The sequence below is a fragment of the Spirillospora sp. NPDC046719 genome (assembly GCF_040645715.1).
In the GTDB taxonomy this organism is placed as follows: domain Bacteria; phylum Actinomycetota; class Actinomycetes; order Streptosporangiales; family Streptosporangiaceae; genus Spirillospora.
Genome location: NZ_JBEYYT010000950.1, coordinates 1 through 1,047 on the forward strand (window position 1 = coordinate 1; position 1,047 = coordinate 1,047).

The following is a 1,047-nucleotide window of genomic DNA, read 5'->3' on the forward strand; positions in this document are numbered from 1 at the left end:
CGGGGGGGTCTGGGGGGTGGGGGGGGTGGGGGGCGCCGAGGGGGGGGGCCGCGGCCCCGCGGGGGGGGGGGGCGCCCCTTGGCCCGGCCCCCCGGGGGGCCGCCACGGGGGGCCCCCCCCCCCGCCGCCCCGCCGGCGGGCGCGGCGCCGCGCGCCCCCCCCCCCACGGAGCTCGGCGAGCTGATCGGCAGGCTCGCCGGCGACGAGGAGATGGACCGGGAGACCCGGCGGCGGCTGCTCGGCCGGCTGGTCCGGCTGCTCGGGCAGGGTGCCCGCCGGGCCGGCGCGGCGGGCATCGGGCGCGGCCGCTGGCTGGCCGACCTGCTGCTGGAGGCGGCCCCGCACATCCCGATCCGTGATCTGGAGACGCTGAGCCGCCACCACCACGGGCTGTCCGGCGAGGATCTCGCCGACAACCTGGTGAAGGTGGCGGGCAACGCCACCACCGCCGTGGGCGCGGCGGGCGGTGCGCTCGCCGCGGTGGAGTTCGCCGCTCCGCCGCTGCTGCTGACCGCCCCCGCCCAGATCGCCGCCGAGACCCTCGTGGTCGCGGCGATCGAGGTGAAGCTGATCGCCGAGCTGCACGAGGTGTACGGGGTCAGCGTCCAGGGCACCGGCACCGTGCGGGGGGCGGCGTTCGTCACCTCCTGGGCGCGCCAGCGCGGCGTCAACCCGCTGGAGGGCGGGACGTTCACCAGCGCGCTCGGCTCGGCGGCGAAGGCGGCGCTGCGCAAGCGGATGATGCGCACGTTCGGCCGCCACATGACGACGATGGGCCCGCTGCTGACCGGCGCCGCCGCGGGCGCCGCGCTCAACCGGGCCGCGACGAAGGCGCTGGCCGCGAAGGTCCGGCAGGACCTGCGCGGATCCGCGGGGGCCCTGCCCCCGCCGCCGGGCGGCACGTTCGGCTGAGCGGCGTCCGGCCGCGGCGGATCCGCGTCCCCCTCGCGGAGCCGGACGGCGCGCCGGGCGGGGGCGCGGGGGCCCCCGGGCCCCGGCGGCGCGGCCCGCGCGCCGCTCGCCGGGGGCGCGGCCCCCCCCGCCACA

At 81.8% G+C, this 1,047-nt stretch carries 1 protein-coding gene; it reads left to right on the forward strand.

The features are described from left to right. Positions 1-210 precede the first annotated feature (210 nt). Positions 211-912, forward strand: a complete 702-nt coding sequence (locus tag ABZ914_RS51790; RefSeq protein WP_500201874.1) for a hypothetical protein — start codon at positions 211-213, stop codon at positions 910-912. Positions 913-1,047: the final 135 nt, after the last annotated feature.